22 protein-coding genes and 1 pseudogene are annotated in these 22,509 nt (G+C 72.1%); 11 read left to right on the top strand and 12 right to left on the bottom strand.

The features are described from left to right. The coding region (locus tag CG719_RS17205) for a glutamate synthase subunit beta (protein ID WP_234375622.1) at window positions 1–1,371 on the top strand (1,371 nt) is incomplete at its 5' end. A gap of 159 nt (window positions 1,372–1,530) precedes the next feature. Here CG719_RS17205 and CG719_RS17210 read toward each other — a convergent pair. The 3 genes from CG719_RS17210 to CG719_RS17220 form a co-directional block, all read right to left on the bottom strand. Then, a complete protein-coding gene (locus CG719_RS17210; RefSeq protein ID WP_100569533.1) occupies window positions 1,531–2,319 on the bottom strand; it encodes an SAM-dependent methyltransferase in 789 nt (262 codons plus the stop codon). A 92-nt stretch (window positions 2,320–2,411) separates the two neighbouring features. Next, window positions 2,412–2,684: a DUF397 domain-containing protein gene (locus CG719_RS17215; RefSeq protein WP_100569534.1), complete on the bottom strand. Its 273-nt coding sequence runs from the start codon at window positions 2,682–2,684 to the stop codon at window positions 2,412–2,414. Continuing rightward, on the bottom strand, window positions 2,685–3,545 hold the full coding sequence (locus CG719_RS17220) for a helix-turn-helix domain-containing protein (RefSeq protein WP_100569535.1): 861 nt from the start codon (window positions 3,543–3,545) through the stop codon (window positions 2,685–2,687). A gap of 257 nt (window positions 3,546–3,802) precedes the next feature. On the opposite strand from CG719_RS17220, the gene CG719_RS17225 reads away from it, so the two are divergent. Together CG719_RS17225 and CG719_RS17230 are read left to right on the top strand one after the other, a co-directional pair. Beyond that, window positions 3,803–4,432, top strand: a complete 630-nt coding sequence (locus CG719_RS17225) for an ATP-binding protein (RefSeq protein ID WP_234375623.1) — start codon at window positions 3,803–3,805, stop codon at window positions 4,430–4,432. Continuing rightward, window positions 4,423–4,875, top strand: coding sequence for a hypothetical protein (locus tag CG719_RS17230; RefSeq protein ID WP_100569537.1), 453 nt, complete (start codon window positions 4,423–4,425; stop codon window positions 4,873–4,875). The genes CG719_RS17225 and CG719_RS17230 overlap by 10 nt, the downstream gene beginning before the upstream one ends. A gap of 30 nt (window positions 4,876–4,905) precedes the next feature. Here CG719_RS17230 and CG719_RS35410 read toward each other — a convergent pair whose 3' ends face one another. Beyond that, window positions 4,906–5,091 (bottom strand): hypothetical protein, encoded by a 186-nt coding sequence (locus CG719_RS35410; RefSeq protein ID WP_159024888.1) that lies wholly within the window; start codon window positions 5,089–5,091, stop codon window positions 4,906–4,908. A 190-nt stretch (window positions 5,092–5,281) separates the two neighbouring features. Here CG719_RS35410 and CG719_RS17235 point away from each other — a divergent pair, with 190 nt between their 5' ends. From CG719_RS17235 to CG719_RS17245, 3 genes are all read left to right on the top strand, one after another. Next, the gene (locus CG719_RS17235; protein WP_100569538.1) at window positions 5,282–6,520 is read left to right on the top strand and encodes an MFS transporter; all 1,239 of its coding nucleotides are present in this window, start codon (window positions 5,282–5,284) and stop codon (window positions 6,518–6,520) included. 201 nt (window positions 6,521–6,721) lie between these two features. Next, window positions 6,722–7,663, top strand: coding sequence for an ABC transporter ATP-binding protein (locus CG719_RS17240; protein WP_100569539.1), 942 nt, complete (start codon window positions 6,722–6,724; stop codon window positions 7,661–7,663). After that, the gene (locus tag CG719_RS17245; protein ID WP_234375624.1) at window positions 7,660–9,006 is read left to right on the top strand and encodes an ABC transporter permease; all 1,347 of its coding nucleotides are present in this window, start codon (window positions 7,660–7,662) and stop codon (window positions 9,004–9,006) included. The genes CG719_RS17240 and CG719_RS17245 overlap by 4 nt, the downstream gene beginning before the upstream one ends. A gap of 16 nt (window positions 9,007–9,022) precedes the next feature. Here the strand turns inward: CG719_RS17245 and pip are convergent. After that, window positions 9,023–9,904: pseudogene (gene pip / locus CG719_RS17250) on the bottom strand (prolyl aminopeptidase); the annotation flags it as partial. A 180-nt stretch (window positions 9,905–10,084) separates the two neighbouring features. Here pip and CG719_RS17255 point away from each other — a divergent pair. Beyond that, a complete protein-coding gene (locus CG719_RS17255; RefSeq protein WP_107488229.1) occupies window positions 10,085–11,713 on the top strand; it encodes an IS200/IS605 family element transposase accessory protein TnpB in 1,629 nt (542 codons plus the stop codon). Window positions 11,714–11,857: 144 nt separating this feature from the next. On the opposite strand, the gene CG719_RS17260 is transcribed toward CG719_RS17255, so the two are convergent. Continuing rightward, window positions 11,858–12,571: a uracil-DNA glycosylase gene (locus CG719_RS17260; RefSeq protein ID WP_100569541.1), complete on the bottom strand. Its 714-nt coding sequence runs from the start codon at window positions 12,569–12,571 to the stop codon at window positions 11,858–11,860. 55 nt (window positions 12,572–12,626) lie between these two features. Here CG719_RS17260 and CG719_RS17265 point away from each other — a divergent pair, with 55 nt between their 5' ends. Next, window positions 12,627–13,127 (top strand): RNA-binding S4 domain-containing protein, encoded by a 501-nt coding sequence (locus tag CG719_RS17265; RefSeq protein WP_100569542.1) that lies wholly within the window; start codon window positions 12,627–12,629, stop codon window positions 13,125–13,127. Between the two features lie 24 nt (window positions 13,128–13,151). Here CG719_RS17265 and CG719_RS17270 read toward each other — a convergent pair whose 3' ends face one another. Together CG719_RS17270 and CG719_RS17275 are read right to left on the bottom strand one after the other, a co-directional pair. Further along, complete coding sequence (locus CG719_RS17270) at window positions 13,152–13,598, bottom strand: DoxX family protein (protein ID WP_100569543.1); 447 nt, start codon at window positions 13,596–13,598, stop codon at window positions 13,152–13,154. A 111-nt stretch (window positions 13,599–13,709) separates the two neighbouring features. Next, entirely contained in the window at window positions 13,710–14,435 is a 726-nt protein-coding gene (locus tag CG719_RS17275; RefSeq protein ID WP_100569544.1) for a class I SAM-dependent methyltransferase, read from the bottom strand. A 142-nt stretch (window positions 14,436–14,577) separates the two neighbouring features. Between CG719_RS17275 and CG719_RS17280 the strand changes: the two genes are divergently transcribed. Then, complete coding sequence (locus CG719_RS17280; RefSeq protein ID WP_100569545.1) at window positions 14,578–14,844, top strand: DUF6343 family protein; 267 nt, start codon at window positions 14,578–14,580, stop codon at window positions 14,842–14,844. Window positions 14,845–14,914: 70 nt separating this feature from the next. Here CG719_RS17280 and CG719_RS17285 read toward each other — a convergent pair whose 3' ends face one another. From CG719_RS17285 to rpsA, 4 genes are all read right to left on the bottom strand, one after another. Then, window positions 14,915–15,277, bottom strand: a complete 363-nt coding sequence (locus CG719_RS17285) for a tetratricopeptide repeat protein (protein ID WP_100569546.1) — start codon at window positions 15,275–15,277, stop codon at window positions 14,915–14,917. A 67-nt stretch (window positions 15,278–15,344) separates the two neighbouring features. Further along, complete coding sequence (coaE, locus tag CG719_RS17290; protein ID WP_100569547.1) at window positions 15,345–16,013, bottom strand: dephospho-CoA kinase; 669 nt, start codon at window positions 16,011–16,013, stop codon at window positions 15,345–15,347. A 63-nt stretch (window positions 16,014–16,076) separates the two neighbouring features. Next, the gene (locus tag CG719_RS17295; protein ID WP_100569548.1) at window positions 16,077–17,015 is read right to left on the bottom strand and encodes a PAC2 family protein; all 939 of its coding nucleotides are present in this window, start codon (window positions 17,013–17,015) and stop codon (window positions 16,077–16,079) included. Window positions 17,016–17,194: 179 nt separating this feature from the next. After that, window positions 17,195–18,685 (bottom strand): 30S ribosomal protein S1, encoded by a 1,491-nt coding sequence (rpsA, locus tag CG719_RS17300; RefSeq protein WP_100569549.1) that lies wholly within the window; start codon window positions 18,683–18,685, stop codon window positions 17,195–17,197. Between the two features lie 356 nt (window positions 18,686–19,041). Between rpsA and CG719_RS17305 the strand changes: the two genes are divergently transcribed. Next, window positions 19,042–19,890 (top strand): class I SAM-dependent methyltransferase, encoded by an 849-nt coding sequence (locus CG719_RS17305; protein WP_100569550.1) that lies wholly within the window; start codon window positions 19,042–19,044, stop codon window positions 19,888–19,890. 36 nt (window positions 19,891–19,926) lie between these two features. After that, window positions 19,927–22,488, top strand: a complete 2,562-nt coding sequence (hrpB, locus tag CG719_RS17310) for an ATP-dependent helicase HrpB (protein WP_100569638.1) — start codon at window positions 19,927–19,929, stop codon at window positions 22,486–22,488. Window positions 22,489–22,509: the final 21 nt, after the last annotated feature.

Below are 22,509 nucleotides of genomic sequence, written 5' to 3' on the forward strand. Positions count from 1 at the left end.
ATCAGCAAGCAGGCCGACCGGTGCATGGACTGCGGGGTGCCCTTCTGCCACGAGGCCTGTCCGCTGGGCAATCTGATCCCCGAGTGGAACGACCTGGTGTCCCGGGAGGACTGGCGGGCGGCCGCCGACCGGTTGCACGCGACGAACAACTTCCCCGAGTTCACCGGGCGGTTGTGCCCGGCGCCGTGCGAGGCGGGATGCGTGCTCGCGATCAACCAGCCGGCGGTCACCATCAAGAACGTCGAGTGCGCGATCGCCGACCGCGCCTGGGAGGAGGGGTTCACCCCGCCGCGCCCACCGGACCGGTTGTCCGGGCGGACCGTCGCGGTGATCGGGTCGGGGCCGACCGGGCTCGCCGCGGCCCAGCAGCTGACCCGTGCGGGGCACACGGTCGCCCTGTACGAGCGGGACGACCGGCTCGGCGGGCTGATGCGGTACGGCATCCCGGCGTTCAAGATGGAGAAGCACCATCTGGAGCGGCGGTTGGAGCAGATGCTGGCCGAGGGGACGAAGTTCCGTGCGTCGACGGAGGTCGGGCGGGACGTGGGGGCCCGGGAGGTGCGGGCGCGCTACGACGTCGTGGTGATCGCCACGGGTGCCACGGCATGGCGTGAACTACCGGTACCGGGCAGGGAGTTGACCGGCATCCATCAGGCGATGGAGTACCTGCCGCTGGCCAACCGGGTGTGCGAGGGCGACATGGAGACCTCAACGGTGTGCGCGGCCGGCCGGCATGTCGTGATCGTGGGCGGTGGGGACACGGGAGCCGACTGCCTGGGCACGGCTGTGCGGCAGGGCGCCGCGTCCGTGACCCAGCTCGACATCTACGCCCAGCCGGACGCGGAGCGCGACGAGGACCTCGAACCGTGGCCGACCTATCCGAAGATCTACCGGCTGTCGCCCGCGCACCAGGAGGCGGGCGACCTGGGCACCGCGCCGGCCGCGGACGCGGACGCGCGGCTGTTCGCCGCGTCGACGCTCCGCTTCACCGGCGACGGCGACGGGCATGTGCGCGAGTTGCACCTGACCGAGGTGGACGCGGAACGGCGCCCCCGGCCCGGCACCGAGCGCGCGATCCCGGCCGATCTGGTGCTGCTCGCGCTGGGCTTCTCCGGCCCGTCCCAGGAGGACGGCCTCATCGACCAGTTGGGGCTGCGGCTCACTCCCCGGGGCACCATCGCCCGGGACCCCGCCTTCGCGACGAACGTTCCCGGCGTGTTCGCCGCCGGGGACGCCGCCCGCGGCCAGTCGCTGATCGTCTGGGCCATCGCCGAAGGGCGCGCGGTCGCGGCCTCCGTGGACCACCATCTGACGGGCGCCCGGAGCCTCCCGTCCCCGATCGGCCCGTACGACCGTCCGATGCGGGTGTGACGTCCGTGGCACCCCGCCTGGCCGGCGGGGCGCCACGGACGTCTCACTGCGCCACGACCACCGCAGCAGGCATGACCACCGCAGTCATGACCACCGCAGTCGTGGCTTTCGCGGATACGGATTCCGCGGCCACGGATCCCGTGGTCACGGATCCCGTGGTCACGGCTTTCGCGCCACCGCCCCGTAGCCCGGGATGACTCCGTCGTCCTGGCCCGGGACCGGTTCGCCCAGTTCCGGGTGCCACTTGTGGACGACCTCCACGCCGGGCTCGACGAGTTCCAGACCGTCGAAGAAGCGGCTGAACTCCTCGCGGGAGCGCAGGGCGAGGGTGACGCCCGCCGCCTTCAGCTTGGCCGTGGCCCTCTCGGAGTCCTCCGGAGTGAAGTCCGAGGTGGCGTGGGTCATCATCAGGTAACTGCCCGAGGGCAGTTCGGCGAGGAGACGGGCGACCAGGTCGTGGGCGCCGTCCTCGTCGGTGATGAAGTGGAGCAGCGCCACCAGGGACAGGGCCACGGGCCGGCTGAAGTCCAGGACCTTCCCGGCACCCTCCAGGATCGTGGCCGGGTCGCGGACGTCGGCCTGCACGTACTCGGTGATGCCCTCCGGCGCGCTGCGCAGCAGGGCCGCCGCGTGGGCCAGCACGATCGGGTCGTTGTCGCAGTAGACGACACGTGCGTCCGGCGCGACCGACTGGGCGACCTGGTGCAGGTTCGGCTCGGTCGGTATGCCGGTGCCGATGTCCAGGAACTGCCGTACGCCCTGGCCGGCCAGCCAGCGCGTCGCCCGGTGCATGAACGCGCGGTTGACCTTGGCCATCACCGGCACCCGCGGGTCGAGTGCCAGCATCTGCCGGCCCAGTTCCTCGTCGACCGGGTAGTTGTCCTTGCCACCGAGGTACCAGTCGTACATCCGCGCCGGATGCGGCTTGCTGGTGTCGATCTCGGTCATACGGCACCTCGTAAGCGTCTGAAGTGAGCAGTGGTCATGATCAAGTCGTTACCAAGATTAGGGAGTTGAGACAGTCAACAGACAGGGGTCGTTCAGGCCAGCAGGAAGTCCGCCTCTCCCGCCTTCGCGCCCTCGATGAACGCCGTCATCTCGTCGGTCGTATAGATCAGCGCCGGTCCGTCCGGGTCGGTCGACTGACGGACCGCGATCCGGCCGTCGTCCAGCTTCATGGCCTCCAGACAGTTGCCTCCGTTGCCACCGCTCCACGGCTTGTGCCAGCCCTCGCTGCCGAGTTCGCGGGCGGGCATGCCGTTGTAGATGCCGCCGCGCAGCCGCGGCTTGGGCTGGTACGTGATGCGTTCCATTCACAGCTCCTTGCGGAAATCCCGGAGGATCTCCTTCGTGCGATGTGCAGTAGCGGCCTGCGCCGCCATGCGGTCCATGACCTCGAGGTGGCTCGCCACCTCCTGACGCGCGTCCAGGTAGACCGCGCCGGTCAGGTACTCGCTGTAGACCATGTCCGGCAGTTCGGGCATGGCGAATCGGAACAGCACGAAGGGGCCGTACGTGCCGGCGTGCGGCCCCGCGGAGAACGGGGCGACCTGCAACGTCACGTTGGGCAGCCTCGCGGCCTCCAGCAGTCTGTCGATCTGCGCACGCATCACCTCGGGGCCGCCGACCTGGCGGCGCAGCGCGGTCTCGTCCATCACCACCCAGAACCTGGGAGCGTCCGGGCGGGTGAGCAGGTTCTGGCGTTGCATGCGCAGCGCGACGTGGCGCTCTATGTCCTCGGGGCTGGTCTGGCCGACGGCGCCGGATTTGAGCACCCCGCGCGCGTAGTCCTCGGTCTGGAGCAGTCCGGGGACGAAGTGCGGCTCGTAGGACCGGATGAGCGCGGCGGCGCCCTCCAGGCTGACGTACATCGAGAACCAGCCCGGCAGGATGTCGTGGAACCGCTGCCACCAGCCCGGCTGGTTGGCCTCCTCGGCCAGCCGCGTGAAGGCCTCGGCCTCCTCGTCGGAGACGCCGTAGGCCTTCAGCAGCAGCTGGAGGTACGGGATCTTGAGGGCGACCTCCGCCATCTCCATACGGCGCACGGTGGCAGGCGCCACGTGCAGGATGCGAGCGGCTTCCTCACGCTTGAGCCCCGCGCTCTCCCGCAGGTCCCACAGGCGCCGGCCGAGCACGACCTGCCCGACGGTCGGCGCGGACCGAGGCTCACTCACACTCCACCTCCACTGACCCAGGAGCGAACTGTACGGACGGACGTGAGGATTCCGGAGGTTCCCGTCATGAATCCCGCACGACCCACGGCAACCGCGCGAAAGCCCGTTCGAAAATCCCGGGGCCCGGCGGTCTCAACTGGCGCCGTTCGACGTGCTGTTGCGAGCAGTGTGCCATGGCCCCTCAGCGTGACTCCAACACTCTGCAACTTTCAGAGTGCCACTTGCCAAGTGTTCACGGCGGGGCGATAGTGGCAAGCGTGATTCCGTCTCCGCCCTTAGGAACAGACGCCGCCGCGAGCTCGCCGAGCCGCGGCGCGAGTACGAGCGCGGGCCCCGGCGGGGACGTTGCCGAGCGTCGGTTCCGTTTCGAGCTGGCCGCGCACCCCGGCTCCCCCGCGCAGGCCAGACGCCTGACCCGGACCCGGCTGACCGGCTGGTCCGTGTGCGAGGACACCTGCGACGCGGCCGCCCTCGTCGTCTCGGAGCTGGTCACCAACGCCATCGTGCACACCGCCAGCAGGCAGATCGTGTGCGAGCTGCACGACGGGGACGATCGGGTGCGCATAGCCGTACGGGACGAGGGGTGCGCGCCGGGCGAGCCCCAGCCGTCGCCGCGGCAGCCCGAGGAGGAACACGGGAGGGGACTGCTCCTCGTCGACGCCATGTGCCTGGCCTGGGGGGCCCAGGAGCAGGGCACCGGCCTGGTGGTGTGGGCGGAACTGCCGCGCCGCACCGCGCCCGCCCGGAGCGACCTGGGCTGGGGCGCCCGACCGAAGCCGGTCCCGGCCCGCGACACCGGCGACAAGAACGGCCCGCAGGTGCACGGCCAGGCGCAGCGGCAGACCCACCGGCAGGCACATCACGAAACGGGGACCGCATGGCTGTGACCGGCGCCGGCGCCTTGGGCGGCACCGGCCAGTCGCTCAACCTGGACACGCTCGTACACCTGGGCCGCCGCCTGCGCACCCACGGCACACCCCGGCGACTGTCCCCGCCCGAGGGCATGACCGCCCCCCTGGGCTGCGACGCGGTCGCGATCCCCGCCCACCTCGGTCCGCAGCTGATGCCCCGGCTTCCCCGCGTGGGCTGCGTCTACGCGGATCGCGCGCACTGGTGGTGGATCGTCCCCGCGGACTCCGACTACGCCCTGCGCTGGCCCGCTCCGGCCCACTACTCCCCGGGCGCGACGCTCCCCGCCTCACCGACGGCGCCCACGCTCGTCCACCGCCCGGCGGGCACGATCCCCTACACCCCGCCGATCCCCCTCTATCTGGCCCTGTGCCGGATCACGGGGACGACCCCGGCCTGGTCCAGCACGGTCAGCGCGTAAGGAAGCCGGAGAGGCGCAAAAGCCGGCGGCTCACGCCGTGGCGTCACCGCCCGCCTCTCCGCCCCGGACGATCACCAGGAACGTGTCGGTCGCGAGGTCCATGACAACCTCGGCGGGCAAGCCCTCCAGACGTCGCGCATGCGCGAACTCCTCCGCCGGCCACGACCCGCGGGGACCGCCGGCGGGAAAGCGCTCGAGCACCGTTCGCCCGTTCACGCTGCACCTCCACGTTCAATGTTGTACGTCCAGATTTAACCGCCAAGGAGGGGGCGAACGCCTCTCCTGATGCCCCTACTGAGACGTACGTGACACCAGTTCACCGCCGAAGGTGCGTCGCACCTCACATTTCCGGGCAGCATCAGCACCATCCGCGTCGATCCGCGCACAGCCCGTGCTCAGGGAGATCATGAAGACGGCCCCCGAGTCGACGACGATCGTCCGCACGCCGCTGAGGCTCGCGGCCTTCCGACGGTTCGTACTGGCGAACCTCATCTCGGCGACCGGGTCCGCGATGGCCCCGCTCGCACTGGCCTACTCGGTCATCGAGCAGGGCGGCGGAGCAGGGTCTCTCGGCCTGGTCCTCGCCACGAACACCGTCCCCACGATCGTGTTCCTCCTCGCGGGCGGCGTCTTCGCGGACCGCCTGTCCCGAAGCAGGATCCTCTTCCTGGGCAATCTGCTGGCGGCGGCCGCGCAGGGCGCGCTGGCCGTCACCGTGGCCACCGGGCATGCGACGACCGCGTCGATCGCGGCCTGCGGTTTCGTCTCGGGAACCGCGGCGTCCTTCACCGTGCCCGCCACGCAGGGTGCCATCGCCCAGATCGTGCCCGCGGAGCACCTGCAGCAGGCCAACGCGCTGCTCAGACTGCCGAGCAACGCGGTCAAGGTGCTGGGGCCGGTCGCCGGCGGGCTGATCGTCGCGGCCAGTGGCGCGGCGTGGGCCCTGGCCTGGGACTCGTTCACGTTCGCCGCCGCGGCCGTCCTCCTTCTCGGTCTGCGTCTGGACGCCCCGCTCACCAGGGCCACCGGCGTCCTGGTGGACCTGCGTGCGGGCTGGAGCGGCTTCTGGTCGCGGACCTGGCTGTGGACCTACACGGCTGCCGGGACCGTCCTCGTCGCGGCATGGCTGGCGGGCTTCCAGCTCCTCGGCCCGCTCGTCGCCGCTCAGCGGTACGCGGGGGCACGCGACTGGGGCCTGATCCAGGCGGCCTTCGCCTCCGGCCTGCTGGCGGGAACCCTCGTGTGCCTGCGCTGGAAGCCGTACCGACTGCTCACCGTCGCGGTCGCGGCGGGCGGGGCCCTCGCGCTCCCCCTGACCGCCATGGCCTGCGGCTCGCCGCTGCTCCTCGTCCTGTCGAGCGCTTCGCTGGCAGGGATCGGGCTCGACATCGCGATCGTCGCCTGGACCACCGCGTTCCAACAGCACGTGCCCCAGACCGAACAGGGCCGCATGAGCGCGTTCAACGGCATCGGGGAACGCCTCGCCATCCCCCTCGGCTACCTCATCACCGCCCTCGCGGCCCGCTCGTGGGACACCCAGGGCGTGCTGCTGGCGTGCGGCGGCCTGATCGCCGCGGCCACCCTCCTCAACCTCTGCGTCCCGGACGTGTACCGCGTCAACCGCCTCGTGCGAGTCGAACAGTGAGACCGCCGCTGTTCGCGATGCGGACCTGAGCCACTCGCCCCACCTCAGTACGGTCCCCAAGCCGGCCCCGTGCGCCACGACTTGGCGTGTAGTTGTCGTGAGCACGACCTTCCTCTCGTTCCATGAGCGTTCAACTCGCCGGTCCTGCGCGCGTCGTGCCGCCGTCCCTACGGTCCTTGAGGGCTGCGAAGGAAGGGACTCATGGACACACTCCTCGCGATCCGGGCGCGCGGGACGACCAAGTGTTTCGGCGATGTCGTCGCGCTCGACGGCGTCGACCTGACCGTGGAGCAGGGAAAGATCCACGGCTTGGCCGGACCGAACGGCGCCGGGAAGACGACACTGCTCGGGCTCCTGCTGGGGCTGGCCGTCGCCGACAGCGGCTCCCTCGAGATCCTGGGGACGCCCGTCGGGCGGGCGCTCGCCGCTCCCGACGGTGTCGCCGGGTTCGTGGACGGGCCCGGGCTCTACCCCTCGCTCACCGCCCGGCAGAACCTCGCCGCGCTGGCCGCGCTGCGCGGCCTCGACGCGCGGACGGCGGGGATCGACGACGTGCTCGGCCAGGTCGGCCTCACCGATGTCGCCGACGACCCGGCCCGGGGCTTCTCCCTCGGGATGCGTCAACGGCTGGGGCTCGCGGCGGCCCTGCTCACCCCACCCCGGCTGCTCGTGCTCGACGAGCCCGCCAACGGCCTCGACCCGGCCGGCAAGAGGCACGTGCACGGTGTCCTCACCCGGCTCGCGGCGGACGGCACCTGCGTCGTACTGTCGAGCCACCGCATGGAGGACCTGGAGGCACTCTGCTCCGAGGTCACCATCCTGGCCACCGGACGGGTCGTCTTCTCCGGTCCGTTGAGCAAGCTGGCCGCCGAGAACCCTGAACTCGACTACCGGCTCCTCACCTCCGATCCGCGTGCCGCCCGCAGACTGGCCGACGGCACGCCCGGGATCCGCGTCGTCGACGACGCCGTGGCACGGCACGGAGCCGGGACGCTCGTCGTACGCGCGCCGGTGCCCGCTGTCGACGAACTGGTGGTGCGGCTCGTGGGCGCGGGCATCGCGTTGCGTGAACTCGCCCCCGTGGCATCGCCGTTGGAGGCCGCGTTCCTCGCCCTCACCGAACAGCGGGAGGACGGCCGATGACCGCGACCACCGCCGCCCACGAGCACGCCGCCGCCGCCCGCCGCGTCCCGGTGTCCCGCTGTTACCGCTTCGAACTGGTCAAGCTGGTCTCGCAGTGGCGGATCCGCCTGCTGGTCCTCGCCTGCTGGACCGTGCCGGGGCTCTTCGTCGCCGCGGTGAGCCTGCAGAGCACGCTCCCCTCCGACACCCTCTTCGGCCGCTGGATGCACGCCACCGGGTGGGCCGGTCCGCTGGTGATGCTCGGTTTCGCCGGCACCTGGGCGCTCCCGCTGCTGACCTCGGTGGTCGCGGGCGACGTGTTCGCCTCCGAGGACCGGCTCGGCACCTGGCGCCATCTGGTCGTCGCGGTCCGCTCGCTCCGTCGGATCTTCGCGGCGAAGGCGCTGGCCGGCCTCACCGTCATCCTGCTGCTCGTGGCCGGGCTGGCGTGTTCCAGCACGGTCGGCGGCGTCCTCGCGGTGGGCAACCAGCCACTGGTCGGCCTCGACGGTCACCTGCTGCCGCCGGGGGACGCCGCCGGCAGGGTCCTGCTCGCCTGGCTCTGCGTGCTCGCCCCCACCCTGGCGCTCGCCGCGATCGGACTGCTCGGGTCCGTCGCGCTGGGGCGGTCCCCGATGGCGCTGCTGCTGCCCGCGCTCGCCGCCCTGGCGATGCAGCTCGCCCAGATGCTGCCGCTGCCGGTCGCCGTACGTCTCGCCCTGCCCGGCTACGCCTTCATCGCCTGGAACGGCCTGTTCACCGGCCCGGCGCAGCTCGGCCCGCTGCTGATCGGCGTCGTGGTCGCCCTGGTATGGACGGTGGCCGCCACGTCCCTGGCGTATCTGCTCTTCCTGCGGCGCGACTTCACCAACCCGGCCCACGACGGCTCCGGGCGGCGCGCGATCACCATCGGACTCCTGCCGCCGGCCGGACTGGCCGCCCTCACGGTCGCGGTCATCGCCGTGGCGACACCGTCGACGGGCTCCGGGATCGAGCAGGACAGGGTGCAGCGGTCGGTCGCCACGGCGTTCGCACACCTGTACCGCATGCAGACCGAGCAGCTCCACCGCCCGGAGGTCACCGAGGCGCAACTCCGGGTGAGTGCGGCGTGCGACAAGGGTTCCGGCCAGGTCGCCGCGCAGGGGCCCGGCAACGACTGGCGCTGCGTCGTCACCCCGGCGAAGCCCGGTGACACCACGATCAACTCGTACGGCACCCCGGTGCCGGCCGACCCGGTGACCGCGGCCACCACCACCGGCACGGTCAGCGTCATCGACCTGGCGCGCCCCGACTCCGCCGCCGGAAGCATCGACGTCGGTCTGCACCCGACCGCCCTGTACGCGCGGTACGTGTGGAAGCCCTGAGACCGGGCCGGGGCGCCTAGTACCGCGACCGGGCGTACTTGTCCGCCGCCGCCACCAGGGCGTCCACCGCACCCGGTGCTCCCGAGTCGTGCCCGGCCTCGGCCACGACGATCAGCTCGCTGTCCGGCCAGGCCCGGTGGAGGCGCCAGGGGGTGCCGAGGAGGTTGCCGAAGTCGAGGCTGCCCTGGACGAGGGTGCCGGGAATGCCCCTGAGTCTGCGGGCGTCGCCCAGCACCACTCCCTCGTCGTTGCCCTCGCCGAGGAAATGGTCGTTGCCGAAGTAGTGCGTGACCGTACGGGCGAAGCCCATGCGGAATGCGGGGTCCTCGTAGCGCTCGACGGAGCGGGGAGGGGCGGAGATGATCGCCGTCTCCCAGTCGGTCCAGGCCCGCGCGGCCCGCTCGCGCACGGCCGGGTCGGGCGACTCGATCAGCCGGTTGCAGGCGGCCGCGAGGTTTCCGGTGCGGTCCGCCTCGAGCAGCTCGGCGAGAAACCGCTCGAAGGCCTCGGGGAAGATCCTCCCCAGGCCGTGGGTCAGCAGGTCCACCTCCGGATTGGAACCGGTCGCGATCCCCGTCAGCACCAGCTCGGAGACCACGCCGGGATGCGTCTGCGCGTAACGCAGCGCCAGCACCGAACCCCACGAGCCGCCCCACACCAGCCACCGCTCGATGCCCAGGTGGCGCCGCAGCAGTTCCAGGTCGGCCATCAGGTGCGCGGTCGTGTTGACGCTCATGTCGGTGCCGTACACGCTCGCGTGCGGCGTGGAACGGCCGCAGCCGCGCTGGTCGAGCAGCACGATCCGGTACGCGGAGGGGTCGCAGTAGCGCCGGAGGCCCGGCGCGCATCCGGAGCCCGGCCCGCCGTGCAGCATCACCGCCGGCTTGCCGCGGGGGTTTGAACTGCTGCCGTTTGGCAGCGGTTGGACGTGCTCTGGTGTGTATGAGTGAGCGTGGTGTGCGTGAAGGCGCGCGGCCGGGGGGAGGCGACCGGGAGTTCTGGTTTCGAATGCGTGACCTTTGGCCGGGGCTGCTCGTTGGGTGCGGTGACGGTTGCGGTTTCGGGCGGGGGTGAGGGTGTGGGTGGGCTGCGGGAGGTGGCGGCGTCGTTCGTGGTGCCCGGCCCGTCCGGGGTGGCGATCCGGTCCCGTCTCAAGGGTCTGACCGGGCAGGACGAGGCGGTGCTGCGCCAGGTCGGCGCTCTGCTCGGCTCGCTGGCCTCCCGTGACCTGAAGGCCCGCTGCGCGGCGGGGCTGGAGCACGACGGTGAGCAGTGGGCGCGGCGGAAGCGGGCGTTGACCGGGGAGTCGTCTTCGCGGTGGGCGGGCGGCATCACCAGGTTCACGCACGATCAGTGGGCTTTGGCCCGGCGCGGACAGTTCGCCCACATGCAGAGTCTGCGGGCGGGCGTCGAGACGATCGCGCACCGGCTTGCGCAGCCGGTCGGGGCCAGGGGTGCCAAGGGGGTGCCGGGTGGTTACCGCTCCGAGCGGGAGTGGTTCGCCAAGTCCCGGCGGCTGCATGTCCTTGGGGACCGGCTGGTGCGGGTGCGGGCCGACTGGGAGGCCGGGCGGGTGCGGGTGGTGCGCGGCGGGAAGAAACTGGCGCGCGCCCGGCACCACCTTCAGGCCGCCGGGCTTTCGGAGGCGCGGTGGCGGTTGCGGTGGCAGGCCGAGCGGTGGTTCCTGCAGGCCGATGGCGAGTCCGGGAAGCGGTACGGCAACGAGACGATCCGCGTCACACCCGGCGGTGAGGTGAGCATCCGGCTTCCGGCTGCCCTGGCCGGGCTGGCGAACGCGCCGCACGGCCGGTACGTGCTCGCTTGCCGGATCGTCTTCCGCCACCGGGGCGAGCAGTGGGCCGACCGTGTCGCGGCCCATCGTGCGGTGGCTTACCGCGTCCACTATGACCCGGACCGGGGCCGCTGGTATGTGACTGCGTCCTGGCAGACCCCGCCCGTGCGGACCGTGCCGCTTTCGGCTGCTCGTGCGGGTGGGCTGGCCGGTGTCGACATGAATGCCGACCACCTGGCCGCCTGGCGCCTGGACACACACGGAAACCCCCTCGGCGCGGCCCGCAGATTCGACTACCAGCTGGACGGCACCGCACAGCACCGCGACGCACAACTGCGCCATGCCCTGATCCGCCTGCTGCACTGGACCGCCCGCCACGGCCTGGCGCTCGCGATCGAGGACCTCGACTTCACCGCCGAGAAGACCCGGGAGAAACACGGCCGCCGCAAGCGGTTCCGCAAGCTGATCTCCGGCCTGCCCACCGCCCGCCTGCGCGCACGGCTGGTGTCCATGGCCGCCGAGCTCGGTGTCACCGTCGTCGCGGTCGACCCGGCCTACACCAGCCGCTGGGGCGCCCAGCACTGGCAGAAACCCCTCACCAGCAAGAACAGGAAGCCCACCCGTCACGACGCTGCCGCCGTGGCGATCGGAAGGCGCGCCCTGGGATGTGCGATCCGGCGACGGACGGCACCGCCCCCACACGACCGGAGCGATCGTGTGGGGCATCGGACCGTCCAGGCCCGACCGGGCACCCCGGGGCGTGAGGGACCCCGCCCCCGCATTCCCGGACCACGGACACGATCCGTGCCGCCCGGACGCGGAGCGAAAGCGGGCGACCAGAGTGCCCACAACCGTTCGGGGCACACGGCTGAGCACGAGCCCTGGACCCAGGACTCACTCCCGCTCAGTTTCTAGGAACGGTTGCCGCAGACCTCCCGTGCCGTCGCCGACGTCGAGCATGCCCTGGTCGTACGGTTCGATCTCCGGGTACAGGCTCATCGGGGCACCGTAACGGGTGTACGGCGTCCGCGTCGTCTCCTTTCTCCAGGTGACCGCGGGCTACTCCGTCGGCGGCCTCACTGGCAGCCCCGCCGTTCGGGCCGCCGTCCGCAGCACGTCCCGGAGCATGGCGGGGGTGAGTCTGCCGGTGAAGGTGTTGCGTTGGCTGACGTGGAAGCAGGCGAAGAGGTCGAGGCCGTCGAGGGACACCCGGGCGCCGTGGGCGAACGGCGGGCGGGGGCGGGGGACGGGCCAGCCGGCTTCGGCGAAGGCCGGGAGGGCGGCCTGCCAGCCGAAGGCGCCCAGGACGACCACCGCGCGGAGGGTGGGGCGCAGCAGGGTGAGTTCCTGGACCAGCCAGGGGCGGCAGGTGTCCCGTTCGCCGGGGGTCGGCTTGTTGGCGGGTGGTGCGCAGTGCACGGGGGAGGAGACACGTACCCCGTACAGTTCCAGGCCGTCGTCGGCGGAGGTGGAGGTGGGCTGGGAGGCCAGCCCCAGCTCGTACAGGGCCTCGTACAGCACGTCGCCGGAGCGGTCGCCGGTGAACATGCGGCCGGTGCGGTTGCCGCCGTGTGCCGCCGGGGCGAGTCCGACGATCAGCAGACGGGCGTCCGCCGGTCCGAATCCCGGCACCGGGCGGCCCCAGTACGTCCAGTCGGCGAACGCGGCCCGCTTGGTGCGCGCCACCTCCTCCCGCCAGGCGACCAGCCGCGGGCAGGCCCGGCAGTCGGTGATCCGCCCGTCGAGGGCGGCGAGGCTGCTGCTCTCGTCCATGGCTCCACGGTAATTACCTCCGGGTCGAAGCCGTCGGGCCGCTAAGGTCGGATGCATGGCTTCGCAGGACGACCAGGACCAAGGCGTGGATCCGAAAACGACCGCCGCTGTCGCCGCCGCCGAGGCGGCCGGGCCGGCGAGCGGGGAGAACGTACGGATCGACAGCTGGATCTGGGCCGTCCGGCTGGTCAAGACCCGCTCCATCGGCGCCACCGCGTGCCGGGGCGGGCATGTCCGGGTGAACGGGGAGCGGGTGAAGCCCGCCTACTCGGTGCGCGTCGGCGACGAGGTGCGGCTGCGGCACGAGGGCCGCGAGCGGATCGTCGTCGTCAAGCGGCTGATCCGCAAGCGCGTGGGCGCCCCCATCGCCGTCCAGTGCTACGTCGACAACTCCCCACCGCCCCCGCCCCGCGAGGCCGTCGCCCCGATCGGCATCCGCGACCGCGGCACCGGCCGCCCCACCAAGCGCGACCGCCGCGAGCTGGAGCGCCTGCGGGACCTGGGCGGGCCGGGCGGCTTCGGTGACGGACCGGCGGGCCGTCCCAAGGAGCGGTGACACGGGTCCGGGCGGTCACGTCCGTCACGGTTGCCGCCGCACCAGCCGCAGCAACCGAGCGTTGTGGTCCCGCCGCGCCCAGGCGATGACTGCCAGCGGCACGATCAGGACGACCGGGGTCGCCGCGTTCTGCCCGTCGAAGGCGGTGAGCTGCACGATGAAGGCTCCTACCATCAGCGCGCTCAGCGCCATCGCCGACGCCGACTGAAGCACTGGAATCAGCAGCGCCACGCCTCCGGCCAGCTCCAGCACCCCGATGCCGTACATGCCCGCGCTGCCCCAGCCCATCCGGTCGAAGCTCTCGACCGCCGTCGGGTGCGCGATGAGCTTGGGCAACGCGCTGGCGAACACGAAGAACAGCGCGAGCAGCACCTGTACGGAGCGCAGTGCGATACGAGCGGCACGGCGGCCGGAGGCGGACGCCGGCGACGTGGTGGGTGCGGTGGGCGCGGTGTGTTCGGACACGGACATACGGGTCTCCTGTGTGTGGCGATGAGGAACGGCCGTGGTGCTTGAGGGCCGTCGTGCTTGCACAGAGGCAGACCGGTCCGCGCTCCCGAACTCATCGCTGTCCGGGCTCCGTCAAAGACGCTTGTCCGGTACCGCCCGCGCCCATATCCCGTCCTCGGTCAGATACCTGTCCACCCTCAGACCCGCCTCCCCCAGCGCCTCCTCGAACTGCTCGCTGGTCAGCGGCCGGGAGCGGAACGTCTGGGTCCAGGTCGCGTCCGGGAAGACGTACTCCGCGCGCACCGCGTTCACCCCGTCCCCGACCGGCTCCGCCGACAGGATCCGCACCGTGAAGGCCACCGGGTCCACCCTCTCCCCGCCTTCGGCCGGGGGGACCCACGTGTCGCTTCGCTCGCGCGGCAGATTGACGTGGTAGTCGCCGCCTTCCCGCTGGATCAGTACGCAGCCGTCCTCCGCCACGTGCCGCGCGCAGGTGCGCAGCAGTCCTCGCCGTACCTCGGGGTCACCCGTGTGCACCAGGAACGACGCGAGTATCACCGCGTCGAAGGTCTCCCCCGTCTCCAGCTGCTCGATCGGGCTGCATATGGTCCGCGCCCCGCGCACCCGCTCCAGCATGTCCGGTGACTCGTCCACCGCCGTGACGGTGAAGCCGCGCTCCAGCAGTGGATGGGTCACGCGGCCCACACCGCACCCCAGCTCCAGGATGTGTGCTCCCGCGGGCACGGCCGCGGCGATGATGTCCGGCTCGCTCCCCACGGGCAGCCGCGCGTACAGCTCCACCGCGCAGCCGTCCGGCGTGATCGCTCCCGGTCCCGTCCCCTGATGCCCCTCGCGCATTCTCAGCTCCATGCCCGGACAACGGCCCGTCCCCGCACGGCCGTTCCCCTCCCGACATGGTTCACCCGTTCGAGTGAGGCCGGCACCGCTTTGGTGTGCGGGCCGGGCGAGAGTACGTTTCAAGGAGGAATGGTGATCGGCGATGCGTACAGGCAGTGAACCCACCACCGCGCGCAGTGCCCTGCGGGCACGGTTCTGGCTGTGCGTGTGGGGACTGGTCTGGGCGGGCTTCGGCACAGTGGTGTTCGTGCTGGTCGGACGGCCCGGGTGGGCGGCGGCCTGCGGCGTGCTGTGGCTGGTGATGGCCGTCGACTTCATGCTGGTCGTCCGGCATCTGCGGCAGGGTCCGCACTACCAGCCGGGGCGGGACGTGCCGCCGTACTGGCCTCCGGACGACCGGCGACGGTAGCAGGGGCGACGGCAGCCGTCGGCGAAGCTGCCCCGGACGCCGGCGAGAGTGCCCGGACGGTCCGCGGGGGTCAGGAGTCGAACTTGGCCCGTTGCAGGTACTCCGGGTTCGGGTCCAGCGCGGCGGCCAGCCGGAAGTGACGCCTGGCCTCGTCGGGTCGGCCTTGCCGCTCGTAGGTGCGGGCGAGCGCGAAGTGCGCGTACGCGTTGTCCGGTTCGCGCTCCAGCACGATGGTGAACTCCAGCTCCGCGGGCCGGAGCTGGGCCGCCGCGAAGAAGGCACGGGCACGCAGCAGCCGGGCCGAGGTGTTCTCCGGGTGGGCGCCTATGACCCGGTCGAGCAGTTTCACCGCGCCCCGCGGATCTCGCGCGGCGAGCAGCTTCTCCGCGGCGCGATAGTCGATGATGTCGGTCTCCGGAGTACGTTCGGGCACGACTGCTTCCTTCCCATGCCACAGTGGTTCAACGCCCCGGGCCGGGCAGCCCTGTTCCCGGAGCCCCCTATGCCTGCGGGCCCTGCTGCTCCTGGGGCCCCTGGTGCTCATGCGGCCGACGAGGCCCGTGTGCCCTGCGGACCGGCTCCGTGCGGACCAGCTCCGCCCACACCTCCCGTACCCGCCGCTCGAGGCGGTCCAACGGCACGTCGTTGTCGATGACGATGTCCGCGATCTCGAGGCGCTTCTCCCGGGTCGCCTGCGCGGCCATGCGCGCGCGTGCGTCCTCCTCGGTCATCCCGCGCAGCCGCAGGAGCCGGTCGAGCTGGGTCGCCGGGCTCGCGTCCACCACGATCACCAGGTCGTAGAGCGGGGCAAGGCCGTTCTCCGTGAGGAGGGGGACGTCGTGGACCACGACGGAGTCCTCGGCGGCCGCCTGCTCCAGTTCGCGGGAACGGGCGCCCACCAAGGGGTGCACGATCGAGTTCAGGACGGCCAGCTTCGCGGAGTCGGCGAAGACGATGGAACCCAGCCTGGGCCGGTCCAGGCTCCCGTCCTCGGCCAGCACCTCCGGACCGAAGGCGTCGACCACCGCCGCGAGGCCGGGCGTGCCCGGAGCGACGACCTCGCGCGCGATGCGATCGGCGTCGATCAGCACGGCCCCGCACTCCACGAGCAGCCGTGACACCTCGCTCTTACCGGCACCGATGCCCCCGGTGAGGCCCACTTTCAGCATGAGCGGCAGCTTAGGCCCTGGCTCCGGCGGCCCGCCCGGCGGGCGGGCGGCACCTCCACCTCGTCAGTTCTCGCCCTCCCGCTCCGCCAGGAAGCGTTCGAACTCGCGGCCGATCTCGTCCGCCGACGGGATATCGACGGGCTCGGCGAGCATGTTGCCCCGGGTCTCCGCGCCGGCTGCGGCATCGTACTGGTGCTCGAGGCCCTGGACGAGGGAGGTGAGTTCCTCGTCGCCCTCGCGGATCTGCCGGTCGATCTCGGTCTGGGTGCGGTGGGCCTCGTTGCGCAGGGAGTGGGCGATGCCCGGCAGGACGAGCCCGGTGGCCGAGGTGATGGCCTCCAGGGCCGTCAGCGCCGCGTCCGGGTACGAGGAGCGTGCGATGTAGTGCGGCACGTGCGCCGCCACCCCCAGCACGTCGTGCTCGGCCTGCATCAGGCGGTACTCGAGCAGCGCCTCCGCGCTGCCCGGCACCTGCGCCTCCTCGAAGGGGCTGCGGTGGCCCGGTACCAGGTCACTGCGGTTGCCGTGCGGGGTCAGGCCCACCGGGCGGGTGTGCGGGACGCCCATGGGGATGCCGTGGAAGTTCACCGACAGGCGTACGCCGAGGCGCTCGACGATCTGCCGTACGGCAGCCGCGAAACGCTCCCACTCCACGTCGGGCTCGGGCCCGGAGAGCAGCAGGAACGGCGCGCCGGTGGCGTCCTGGACGAGACGCACCTCGATGCCCGGCACCTCGTAGTCGCTCCAGCGGTCCCGCTGGAACGTCAGCAGCGGGCGGCGGGCCCGGTAGTCCACGAGCCGGTCGTGGTCGAAGCGCGCCACGACCTGGTGGGGCTGCGTGTCCAGCAGCCGCTCCACGATCTGGTCGCCGGTCTCCCCCGCGTCGATGTATCCGTCGAAGTGATAGAGCAGGACAAGGCCGGCCGACTCCTGGGCGAGCGCCATGTCGACGACGGCCAGACCCTTCGGCTCCCATGCGTACAAACCCTGCGGATCAAGCACTGTGTGACCGCCCCTCCTCGTATTCGTAGGTTCACAACGAGCTGTGGGACGTTCGCATTCCCCCATCGGCCGCAAGGTTCCGCGAGACCCTCCGAACAGCTCGAAGGGCCGCACCCGGAACGGGTGCGGCCCTTCAAGTCATCGGCTGAGCCTCAGCGGCTGGGCCCCTGTGCGGGAGCTCAGCTCTGGCCGCCGGCCAGCTTCTCGCGGAGAGCGGCCAGCGCCTCGTCCGACGCCAGGGCGCCGGAGTTGTCGCCACCCTCGGAGGAGTACGAACCGCCGGACGCGGCCGGAGCGGCGGCCTCGCCACCCTCGGCGGCGGCAGCGGCGTCCGCCTCGCGGGACTTGATGACCTGCTGCTGGTGCTGCTCGAAGCGGGACTGCGCCTCGGCGTACTGGTGCTCCCACGCCTCGCGCTGGGTCTCGTAGCCCTCGAGCCAGTCGTTGGTCTCGGGGTCGAAGCCCTCGGGGTAGATGTAGTTGCCCTGGTCGTCGTAGGACGCGGCCATGCCGTACAGGGTCGGGTCGAACTCGACCGTGGCCGGGTCGGCACCGAAGGCCTCGTTGGCCTGCTTCAGCGAGAGGCTGATGCGGCGACGCTCGAGGTCGATGTCGATGACCTTGACGAAGATCTCGTCGTTGACCTGGACGACCTGCTCCGGGATCTCCACGTGGCGCTCGGCCAGCTCGGAGATGTGCACCAGACCCTCGATGCCCTCGTCCACGCGGACGAACGCACCGAACGGAACCAGCTTCGTGACCTTGCCGGGCACGACCTGGCCGATCTGGTGGGTGCGGGCGAACTGCTGCCACGGGTCTTCCTGGGTCGCCTTCAGCGACAGGGAGACGCGCTCGCGGTCCATGTCGACGTCGAGGACCTCGACCGTGACCTCCTGGCCGACCTCGACGACCTCGGAGGGGTGGTCGATGTGCTTCCAGGACAGCTCGGAGACGTGGACCAGACCGTCGACGCCACCCAGGTCCACGAAGGCACCGAAGTTGACGATCGAGGAGACCACACCGGAGCGGACCTGACCCTTCTGGAGGGTCGTGAGGAACGTCTGGCGGACCTCGGACTGGGTCTGCTCCAGCCAGGCACGGCGGGACAGGACCACGTTGTTGCGGTTCTTGTCCAGCTCGATGATCTTGGCCTCGAGCTCCTTGCCGACGTACGGCTGGAGGTCGCGGACACGACGCATCTCGACGAGGGAGGCCGGCAGGAAGCCACGGAGGCCGATGTCGAGGATGAGACCACCCTTGACGACCTCGATGACGGTACCGGTGACGATGCCGTCCTCTTCCTTGATCTTCTCGATGGTGCCCCAGGCACGCTCGTACTGGGCGCGCTTCTTCGAGAGGATCAGGCGGCCTTCCTTGTCCTCCTTCTGGAGGACCAGGGCCTCGATCTCGTCGCCGACGGCCACGACCTCGTTGGGGTCGACGTCGTGCTTGATCGAGAGCTCGCGGCTCGGGATGACACCTTCGGTCTTGTAACCGATGTCGAGCAGGACCTCGTCCCGGTCGACCTTCACGATGACGCCGTCGACGATGTCGCCGTCGTTGAAGTACTTGATCGTCTCGTCGATCGCGGCGAGGAAGGCTTCCTCGTTACCGATGTCGTTGACCGCTACCTGCGGGGTGGTGGCGGTGGTCTCGGTGCTGCTCGTCATGTGGGAAAGGGCTCCGGTACGGACATTGAGTCGTAGGTACTGCATTACGCCGGGAGCCCGTTTCGCTCTGCAGAAGCCGGACAGCTTAGGAAGCGCCACACGAAAACCTGGTGGTGCCTCGACAACCGAGGGGACATGCAACAGATGCGAGCGCAGCCTGCTCCGTCTGAGGCGCGCAGGCCCGCAGCGCAACTTGTAGCATACGGGGGCAGCCGGGCATGGTCAATGCGCGAAGCCGCACAGCCGGGGCGGATCGCCCTATTTCCGGCAGAAAATGCGCCTCCCGAGCCCACGCCGGCCCGAGCGAGTCCCTGCGGTGACCACCGCCGGAACCGGTCGGACGGGAGAGCCCGCAGATTAGTACGAGGGAGCCGATCATCCAAGAGCCAGCACCGTCCGAACAGTTCGAACCGGCCGAACCGGAGGCCACCCGGCGCGAGGCCGGTGCCACGGAGAGCTCCAGGGCCAACCGGGGCTGGTGGGACCGCAACGCGGACGAGTACCAGATCGAGCACGGCACGTTCCTCGGCGACGACCGTTTCGTGTGGGGCCCGGAGGGCCTGGACGAGATCGAGGCGGAGCTGCTCGGCAACCCCGAGGACCTCAAGGACAAGGACGTCCTGGAGATCGGCGCGGGCGCGGCGCAGTGCTCGCGCTGGCTGGCCGGGCTGGGCGCGCGCCCGGTCGCCCTGGACCTGTCGCACCGCCAGCTCCAGCACGCGCTGCGCATCGGTGGCGCCATCCCCCTGGTGTGCGCCGACGCGGGCGCGCTGCCGTTCGCGGACGGCTCCTTCGACCTGGCGTGCTCGGCGTACGGGGCGCTGCCGTTCGTCGCCGACCCGCGCGCGGTGCTGCGGGAGGTGCGGCGGGTGCTGCGGCCTGGCGGGCGGTTCGTGTTCTCGGTGACGCACCCGATCCGCTGGGCGTTCCCGGACGAGCCCGGCCCGGAGGGGCTGTCGGTGTCCGGCTCCTACTTCGACCGCACGCCGTACGTCGAGCAGGACGAGGACGGCCGCGCGGTGTACGTCGAGCACCACCGGACCGTCGGGGACCGCGTGCGGGACGTGGTGGCGTCGGGCCTGCGGCTGGTGGACCTGGTCGAGCCGGAGTGGCCGGCCTGGAACACGTCCGAGTGGGGCGGCTGGTCGCCGCTGCGCGGGAATCTGATCCCCGGGACGGCGATCTTCGTCTGCGTGCGGGACTGAGTGCGTGACCGGGTGCGGGTGTACGGGGCTGAGCGCGTGATCCGTCACGACGAACTGGGCGCGCTGCCGGTGCGCGACGCGCTGCCGGCCCTCCACGAGGCCCTGGACGGTCACGGGACCGCGGTCCTGGTGGCGCCGCCCGGCACCGGCAAGACCACGCTGGTGCCCCTCGCGCTGGCCGGGCTGCTGGGTGAGGGGCCCGCGCGGCGGGTGGTCGTGGCCGAGCCGCGGCGGATCGCGGCGCGCGCGGCGGCCCGGCGGATGGCGTGGCTGCTGGGCGAGAAGGTCGGCGGGAGCGTCGGCTACACCGTGCGCGGGGAGCGCGTCGTCGGGCGCCACGCGCGCGTGGAGGTCGTCACGACCGGTGTGCTGCTCCAGCGGTTGCAGCGGGACCAGGAGCTGGCCGGCGTCGACGTGGTGGTGCTCGACGAGTGCCACGAGCGGCATCTGGACGCGGACACGGTGGCGGCGTTCCTGCGGGACGTGCGCGAGGCTCTGCGGCCGGAGCTGCGGCTTGTGGCCGCCTCTGCCACGACGGACGCGCGCGTGTGGGCGGAGCTGCTGGGCGGGGCGCCGGTGGTCGAGGCGCACGGTGTGGCGCATCCGGTGGAGGTGGTGTGGGCGCCTCCCTCCCGGCCGGTGCGCCCGCCGCACGGGATGCGGGTGGACCCGGCGCTGCTGACACATGTGGCGTCGGTGGTGCGGCGGGCGCTGGCCGAGCGCGCCGGGGACGTGCTGTGTTTCCTGCCCGGCGTGGGCGAGATCGGGCGGGTCGCGGGTCTGCTGGGTGATCTCGGAGACGTGGACGTGCTCCGGGTGCACGGTCGGGCGCCGGCGGACGTGCAGGACGCGGTGCTGGTGCCGGGGCGGCGTCGCCGGGTGGTCCTCGCGACCTCGGTCGCCGAGTCGTCGCTGACGGTGCCCGGGGTGCGGGTGGTCGTCGACTCGGGGCTCGCGCGGGAGCCCCGCGTGGACCACGCGCGCGGGCTGAGCGCGCTGACGACGGTACGGGCCTCGCGGGCCTCCGGGCGGCAGCGGGCGGGCCGTGCCGGACGCGAGGCGCCGGGCGCGGTGTACCGGTGCTGGGCGGAGGCCGAGGAGGCGCGTCTGCCCGCGTTTCCCGCACCGGAGATCAAGGTGGCCGATCTGACGGCGTTCGCCCTCCAGGCGGCCTGCTGGGGCGATCCGGACGCCTCCGGACTCGCGTTGCCCGACCCCCCGCCGGGCGGGGCGATGGCGGCGGCGCGGGAGGTGCTGACGGTCGTGGGCGCGGTGGACTCCGCTGGGCGCGCCACGGACCGCGGGCGCTCGCTGGCACGGCTGGGGGTGCATCCGCGGCTGGGACGGGCCTTGCTCGACGCCTCAGCCGTCGGCGGGGCCGAGCGGGTCGCGGAGCTCGTCGCACTGCTGAGCGAGGAGCTGCCGAGGGAGTACGGGGACGATCTCGCCGCGGCCCTGCGGGCTGCCCGGCACGGCGGCGACGCGTACGCGGCACGCTGGCGAACGGAGGTCCGCCGACTGCGGGCCGCGGTGTCGGAAGTCTCCGACAGTCCCACCCGCCCGCAAACGGCCCGCGGGGCGGAGCCGCCGTCCGGCGCCGGGAGCGGTGGCGGGCGTCGTCCTGGGGACGTGGGTCTCGCCGGGCTCGTTGCCGCTCTCGCCTTTCCGGAGCGGGTGGGCCGGCTCGACGGTGGCTCGTACCTGATGGTGTCCGGGACGCGGGCGGAGCTTGCGGACGGATCACCGCTGTGGGGCGCGCCCTGGGTCGCCGTGGCCGTGGCCGATCGGCCGGTGGGCAGGCGGCACGCGCGCGTGCAGCTCGCCGCGGTCGTCGACGAGGACGTCGCCCGGCTCGCGGCCGGGGCGCTCCGCACGGAACAGGACGAGGTCCGCTGGGGCGACGGCGACGTCGTCGCGCGGCGGGTCGAGCGGCTGGGGGCCGTGGAGCTGGCGGTGCGGCCCCTGGCGGACGCCGAGCCCGGCCTCGTACGGGCGGCGCTGCTCGACGGGTTGCGGCAGGAGGGGTTCGGGCTGCTGCGCTGGTCGGCGGAGGCGCACATGCTGCGGCAGCGGCTCACGTTTCTGCGCCGGCACCTCGGGGAGCCCTGGCCCGACGTGTCCGACGACGCGCTGCACGCGCGCGTGGACGAGTGGCTGGAGCCGGAGCTCGGGCGGGCCCGGCGGCGCGCCGACCTGGCGCGGATCGACGCCGGGCAGGCACTGACCCGGCTGCTGCCCTGGGCCTCCGGTGACGCCACGCGGCTGGACGAGCTGGCCCCGGAACGGCTCACCGTGCCCAGCGGATCCCGGATCCGGATCGACTACGCGGATCCCGAACGGCCCGTGCTCGCAGTGAAGCTCCAGGAGATGTTCGGCCTGCACGACTCGCCCGCGGTCGCCGGGGTCCCGGTGCTGGTGCACCTCCTCTCCCCGGCCGGGCGTCCCGCCGCCGTCACCGCCGACCTCGCGTCCTTCTGGCGGACCGGCTACCGGGACGTGAGGGCGGAGCTGCGCGGGCGGTATCCGAAGCACCCCTGGCCCGAGGACCCGGCGTCCGCGGAGCCGACCCGGCACACCAACGCCCGGCTCAAACGCTGACCGGTTCCGTCCTCCGGGCGC

Origin of the sequence: Streptomyces sp. CB01373, assembly GCF_002803075.1 — a bacterium.
GTDB lineage: Bacteria > Actinomycetota > Actinomycetes > Streptomycetales > Streptomycetaceae > Streptomyces.